Consider the following 7,194-nt stretch of genomic DNA (forward strand, 5'->3'; position numbering starts at 1 on the left):
TTATTAAATGCTGCCGGGGTAATTCCGGCAGCTTATTTTATTATGAAAAGATACACAGTAACTTTATTGAGTTTCTTTTTGTCTTTTTCGGCCTATGCACAGCATATGGCTATGAAAATGGACGAAAAGGAGCCGCGCAAACCCTTTTACACCAAGGTAGGCAATCGCGAAATATATCATTTATACATTGGCGATACTACTGTAAATTACACAGGCAAAGCAAGGCCGGCTATGGCCATTAACGGCAGCATTCCTGCTCCTGCATTGGAGTTTACCGAGGGTGATACCGCCGAAATATATGTGCATAACCAGATGATGATGGAAACTTCTATCCACTGGCATGGGCTTATATTGCCCAATCGCTATGATGGCGTTTCGTACCTTACCACCTCGCCAGTTGAGGCCGGGCAAACTCATTTTTACAAGTTCCCGCTGGTGCAGCATGGCACTTACTGGTACCACTCGCATACCATGACACAGCAACAAAGCGGTATGTATGGCGCATTTATTATTCATCCAAAACAGCCAGCCGAACAAAAGGAGTACACCTTGCTGCTGAGTGATTGGACCAATGAAAATCCCGACCAGGTAGAACGATCATTACATAACCAAACCGATTGGTACGGCATTCGTAAAGGCAGTACCCAAAACTATGCGGAAGCTGTAGCCGAAGGTCATTTTAAAACCAAGCTAACCAACGAATGGAAGCGAATGGTAGCAATGGACGTAAGCGATGTTTATTACGACCGTTTTTTTAGCAATGGCAAGGCGGTTAATAATGCCCCGCAGTTTAAAAAAGGCGATCATGTGAAACTGCGCATTATTAACGGCAGCTCATCAACCTATTTTTGGCTAAAGTATGCCGGCGGCAAAATTACAATTGCGGCTAATGATGGCGAGGATGTACAACCGGTACCTGTTGACAGGCTGATTATAGCCGTAGCCGAAACATACGATGTGATAGTTACCATCCCCCGCGACGGGAGCTTTGAATTTTTGGCAACATCCGAAGACCGTACCCGGTCAACCTCATTATGGTTGGGGAGTGGAACGCAGTTTAAAGCCAAGCCCTTGCCCAGGCTCAAATATTTTGAAGGCATGAAGATGATGAACGACATGATGGGAATGGATGGCAACATGAAAAAAATGGATGGCATGGTGATGACCAACCAGGTGATGGATATGAATACCGTAATGTATCCCGAAATTACCGGCGACAGCGCAGCTCCAAATGATACCACTGCAGCCGCCAAAAAAATGAGTGATATGCCTGGTATGGATATGGCGGGCAGCACCGATATTGTTACCCTTAATTATGGGATGTTAAAGGCTGCTAAACCCACTAATTTACCAGCCGGCTCGTTAAAGGTTTTGCATTTTAACCTTACCGGTAACATGAACCGCTATGTTTGGACGATAAATAATAAAACGGTTTCCGAATCGGATAAGATCCTGATCAAAAAAGGAGAAAATGTTCGCATCATCCTGTACAATAACACGATGATGCGCCACCCCATGCATTTGCACGGGCATTACTTTAGGGTGTTGAACGGGCAGGGAGATTATTCGCCGCTAAAAAATACGCTGGATATTATGCCGATGGAAACTGATACCATTGAGTTTGCGGCTACGGCAAGCGGCGATTGGTTTTTTCATTGCCATATCCTTTACCATATGATGAGCGGTATGGGCCGCATATTCAGCTACCAAAATTCGCCACCCAACCCCGAACTGCCCGACCCGGCAAGCGCCATAAAAAAAGTATACGCCGATGACCGCCGCTTTTTCCCGGCAGCCAAAATAGGATTGGAAAGCAATGGGAGTGATGGTACCGTTAGCATAGCCAATACCCGGTGGAAATTATCAACCCTATGGCACCTGGGCGTAAACAACCGAAAAGGTTATGAAAGCGAAACCATGGTTGGCCGTTATTTTGGACAAATGCAATGGCTGTATGCATATGCAGGTTTTGATTACCATTACAAAAAATCAAACGACCAGGAAAAAAACCTGTTTGGCCAGCAAAGCAATAAAAACAACCGCCATACCGTGGTTGCAGGGGTATCGTATATATTACCCATGCTGTTTGTTGCCGATGCCCGTGTTGATGGGAATGGCAAATTCAGGTTTCAATTGGGGAGGGAAGATATTCCTTTAACCAGCCGGTTAAGGTTTACGCTGGTGGGGAATACCGATAAAGAATACACCGTTGGCATGCGGTATATTTTTACCAAGTATTTCTCTTTGTCATCGCATTACGACAGTGATATGGGCCTGGGTGGTGGATTAACGCTGACTTATTGAACAGTGTTTGTTGCGCCAAGGAACGTGCGTTTAGCACAGTCGTAGCATTTTTTCACCGCAATTCTGCGGGTAAACAAAACCCCCCGGATGAAATTAAACATCTGGGGGTTGCATATGCTTATATGTAATTCAAGTCATAAGTCAGCTGCCCACATTCTTTTGTACAAGAACTTTCGCTAAGGCGATTAGTTTACTTTTTTAAATCCATAAGACCCTGAGTAATCGGAAAATGCAATCAAATAACTATTATTGAACATAATTTTGATTAAGGCCATCGTCGTTTGTGAATCTAAATTTTTACTTCTCAATTCACCCTTAAGTGGAATCAAATATTTACTAATAATATATTTAATTCCATATTCGTCAAGTTCCTTATTTATCGCCAGATTGTTATTTACCGGAAAACATGAATGAGGATCACAAAGCGCCGAATCAATTTTAATTCTTTTATCGAATATTTCTATTAAAAACTTTTTGTAAGTAATGGAATTATCTTTATTTATTCTTTGATAGTAATTATGTAGTTCGTAAGTGGTTGTAATAAAAAATGAATTTGATTGCCCCTTTTCTGGGATTACTATATACAATGGAGATTTATAATTGGTTGCTAATATCGCAAGATACTTTTCCTTTGGGATATAGCTATATGTCATGACGAATATTAATGTTATAAATATTTTCATTTCAAAACTTATTTTAAGTGCATCAAAAATTTATATTTCCTGCTCATTGAATGTTGGTTTAGCTGCATAAAGTTACAACCATTCTGTTAATATAAACGCCAAACAGCGCCAGATAGCTACAAAAGCCCGGATAAATGTTCATATTCGGGCTTTCACTTCATTACTTAACATATTGCTTATCTATCAGGGGGGTGTTGCAATATTTATTATTTGACATTATGTTCACCTGTTAGTGGGACACAAGGTTGGAGCGGCAGCGAAAAACGCTTGCGGTAATTGGCTTAACAATAACTTATTGAAATATAGATTAATATAATGATTTTGATCACATATCAACGTGTTGATGATCATTTGAACAGGGCTTTAAATAAAGGAGATTTGAATAAATTAAATTTCACAATTATGAAAAAGCTACACTTCCTTTTATTCATATTAACCATGACCGCAGCGGTTACGGTTAATGCCCAGGTTAAAAAAGATACAACTTTCAAAATTATCATTACCGACAAGGGATGGATCAGGGATGCAGGGGGTACTCAATTAGGCCATATTGATAAGGACAATATTGTACGCAACAATAAGGGGCAAAAACTATATTTTATTGATGCCGCCGGTAACGTAATTGACGCCAATGGAAAAAAAATGGGGACAGCAAAAAAGAATGGCTCCTACTATAATATCAATGGCGAAAATGTACTGAACACCAAAGACCTGGATAAAGAAAAATGTGCCATTTTAGATCCAAAGGGGCATAACTTTGGTACTGCCCATTCAAATTATAAACTGCATGCCTGCGCCGCGCATTGTTACTTTTTAGAGCAGGAAAAGAAAAAGGCCGAGGCAAAAAAAGCCAAAGGTTAACAGCCTTTTTTTAACACGCGTTTTGAAACATTCGGGTTGGGTTTTCGGCAGAGAATACCCGGCCTGATTTGTGTTGTAAAAATCCGGGCCCCGGAAAAAGTAAAAATTCGCTTCCCGGTATTTTAGAAATGCGATTGCTATAAAGAGTATCCTGAAGGAAAAAAATCAGAACTGCTTAAATAGAATGATATGGAGATGAACAAAAAGCATGAAGGGATGGATCATCATAAAATGCATGATGGCCACAATCAGCATATGGGAATGTCGCAGCATGACCACCACGCCATGATGATTGCCGACTTTAAAAAGCGGTTTTATGTGGTACTGGCACTTACTGTCCCCATTATGTTATTATCAACCATGATCCAGCATTTCATGGGCGTTAACTGGCAGTTTAAAGGTTCGTCGTACATTTTGTTTGCCTTGTCATCGGTTGTGTTTATTTATGGCGGCTGGCCTTTTTTAACCGGTTTGGTAAGCGAGGCCAAAGCCAAAAATCCGGGGATGATGTTCCTGATAGGCTTTGCAATTACGGTGGCCTATAGCTACAGCGTGGCCATCGTTTTCGGTCTCAAGGGGATGGATTTCTTTTGGGAATTGGCTACCCTTATCCTCATTATGCTTTTAGGGCATTGGATAGAGATGCGATCGGTTATGGGCGCGTCAAATGAACTGGAGTTGCTGGTTAAGCTCATGCCGGCTGATGCGCACATGGTGATGGGTGACAGCGTACACGACGTTAAAACAGATACGTTAAACGCGAATGATATCATCCTGGTAAAGCCCGGAGAAAAAGTGGCGGCAGATGGTATTATACTCGAAGGCGAGAGCTACCTCAATGAATCGATGCTCACAGGCGAATCAAAGCCGGTACAAAAAGTAAAGGGCGATAAGGTTATAGCCGGCTCCATCAATGGCAACGGTTCGTTTAAAGTAACGGTTTCGCATGCCGCCAAAGATTCCTACCTGTCGCAGGTTGTTAAGCTGGTTGACGATGCGCAAAAGTCAAAATCGCAAACCCAGTTATTGGCCGATACCGCAGCAAAATGGTTGACAATTATAGCCCTAATAACGGGTATCGGCACGTTTATGTACTGGTTTTTAACCGGGCAAACCATGGCCTTCGCTATGGAACGGATGGTAACCGTTATTGTTATTTGCTGTCCGCATGCTTTAGGGCTGGCTGTTCCGCTGGTGGTAGCCAAATCAACGGCATTATCGGCCAAACATGGCCTGCTTATTAAAAACCGCACTGCTTTTGAAAATGCCCGTAAAATAACCACCGTGGTATTTGATAAAACAGGCACGCTCACCGTGGGCAAATTTGAAGTATCCAAAGTGGTTTCGTTTAATAAAGAAATTAAACAGGACGACCTTATCCGCCTGGCATCTGCCTTGGAACAAAACTCCGAGCACCCCATAGCCACCGGCATTCTGCAAAAAGTAAAAGACTTAAAAATTACCATCCCGCAGGCACAAAACTTTAATGCCATAACCGGCCAGGGTGTCGAGGCAACGGTAGATGGGAAAAAGATATTGGTGGTTAGTCCGGGTTATTTAAAAGAAAATAAGCTGGCCGTTCCCGGTGAATATAATGCCAATGATACCGAAACGGTGGTATTTGTAATAATTGACCAGCAATTGGCTGGGTACATAGCCCTTTCGGATGAGATCCGCTCCGAGTCGGCAGATGCCATTAAAACCTTAAAGCAGGAAAACATCAGGTCTGTTTTGTTAACCGGCGATAACAGTAAAGTAGCGGCAAGCGTAAGCAAAACTTTAGGCATGGATAGTTTTATTGCCGAAGTTTTGCCTCATCAAAAATTGGATAAAATTAAAGAGCTGCAAAGCAAGGGCGAATTTGTGGCCATGACCGGTGATGGTGTTAACGATGCCCCCGCGCTGGCCCAGGCTGATATTGGTATTGCCGTTGGTTCGGGCAGCGATATCGCGGCCGAAACTGCCGGTATTGTACTGGTGAACAGCAACCCGAAAGATATTGTAAGCCTGATCCTGTTTGGCAAGGCAACCTATCGTAAAATGATCCAGAATTTGATTTGGGCAACCGGGTATAACATTGTTGCGCTGCCCCTGGCTGCGGGCGTGTTATATAGCCAGGGCATTCTTTTAAGCCCGGCAGTAGGGGCGGTGTTAATGACGGTAAGTACCGTGGTTGTGGCAATAAATGCAGGTATGCTGAAAGTGAAAGAATAACAAACCCTGAACCAGGTCCCATCAACAAGCAAAATATAAACCAATATAAACCACCAGAAAAATGAAAAGAATGATGATTGCCCTTATTGCTGTTACCTTAAGTTGTAGCGCTATGGCACAAACCAAAACAACCGACACTACAATGCATAAGATGTCGCACAAATCGATGCACAAGATGTCGCATATGTCGATGGATAAAATGCACGATTGTGTAATGATGAAAGACGGTAAAATGATGGCCATGATGAATGGCAAAACCATGCCCATGACCGGGGCTAAAACCATGACAAACGGTACCATTGTTGAGGCCGACGGAACCTGTAAAATGAAAGGCGGCAAAACAATGAAGTTAAAAGAAGGCCAGTGCGTGATGATGAACGGCGAAATGCCAAAAATGCCGATGAAAAAAGATACTACGGGGCATAAAATGTAGGCTGGATTTAAAGAACGGCTTATTGTGATTTGGTAAGCCGTTTTTTACCAGGCAGCAAAGCTCTTGCGGCAACCGGCAGACATGGGCGGCATGAAAATGTAACTATAAGCTTTGCTTTCATTTAAAACACTGGGCACATTTCACATCTAATCCGGGCGTATCCCTGCTGGTAGAAGCAGGGTCGTGCTTTTCCCTCATACGCCTGCAGGCCTTAAGCGCGAAGGCCGGTATCCGGTGCAATCACTTACGCGAAACGTGGGGATACAAAAAAAACTGGTTGAAATTAGACATCCGGGAGCTAGATATTCATTACTTAGCATGGCGTTGACCGATCAGCGGGCCACAAGGGAGACCCTCAATATTATTAAGTTAATGAATTCACAGGTTGCTCCATCGGAGCAAAACATTTGTAGCACTTGTAAATCAACATTTTTGCGTGCCGTAGGTACGCTTCATAAGTTCCGTACCTACCTTTGGTCTTACAAAGACAATTTATCAGTAAATATTGTTGTTGTTGAAATGGGGGGTCTGGGGGGTGTTAAAAACTAAAAACTTTGTGGAAAACGTTATTATAAAAGGCAGGGTGAACTTTCGTACCTCCTATGTTTTTGAGAACTAAGTGCCGTATTAGTCCCTGCCTTTTATGATTGCCCAAGGCCCAGCTAGAATACTCTCTTTGCTTCAACAAAGGTAATTGGC

5 protein-coding genes are annotated in these 7,194 nt (G+C 42.7%); 4 read left to right on the forward strand and 1 reads right to left on the reverse strand.

All coding sequences use genetic code 11. The annotated features are described in order from the left end of the window. Positions 1–42: 42 nt before the first annotated feature. A complete protein-coding gene (locus tag AC1DXF_RS28305) occupies positions 43–2,304 on the forward strand; it encodes a multicopper oxidase domain-containing protein (protein ID WP_477452048.1) in 2,262 nt (753 codons plus the stop codon). 185 nt (positions 2,305–2,489) lie between these two features. Here the strand turns inward: AC1DXF_RS28305 and AC1DXF_RS28310 are convergent, their stop codons facing one another. Continuing rightward, positions 2,490–2,987: a hypothetical protein gene (locus tag AC1DXF_RS28310; RefSeq protein ID WP_477452049.1), complete on the reverse strand. Its 498-nt coding sequence runs from the start codon at positions 2,985–2,987 to the stop codon at positions 2,490–2,492. A 402-nt stretch (positions 2,988–3,389) separates the two neighbouring features. Between AC1DXF_RS28310 and AC1DXF_RS28315 the strand changes: the two genes are divergently transcribed. The 3 genes from AC1DXF_RS28315 (at position 3,390) to AC1DXF_RS28325 (ending at position 6,495) form a co-directional block, all read left to right on the forward strand. Further along, a complete protein-coding gene (locus AC1DXF_RS28315; protein ID WP_477452050.1) occupies positions 3,390–3,848 on the forward strand; it encodes a hypothetical protein in 459 nt (152 codons plus the stop codon). A gap of 189 nt (positions 3,849–4,037) precedes the next feature. Then, positions 4,038–6,062, forward strand: coding sequence for a copper-translocating P-type ATPase (locus AC1DXF_RS28320; RefSeq protein WP_477452051.1), 2,025 nt, complete (start codon positions 4,038–4,040; stop codon positions 6,060–6,062). Between the two features lie 61 nt (positions 6,063–6,123). Next, positions 6,124–6,495 carry a DUF6799 domain-containing protein gene (locus AC1DXF_RS28325; protein WP_477452052.1) on the forward strand — a complete coding sequence of 124 codons (372 nt, stop codon included), beginning with the start codon at positions 6,124–6,126 and terminating at the stop codon, positions 6,493–6,495. Positions 6,496–7,194: the final 699 nt, after the last annotated feature.

Source organism: Mucilaginibacter sp. P2_A5 (assembly GCF_056404995.1).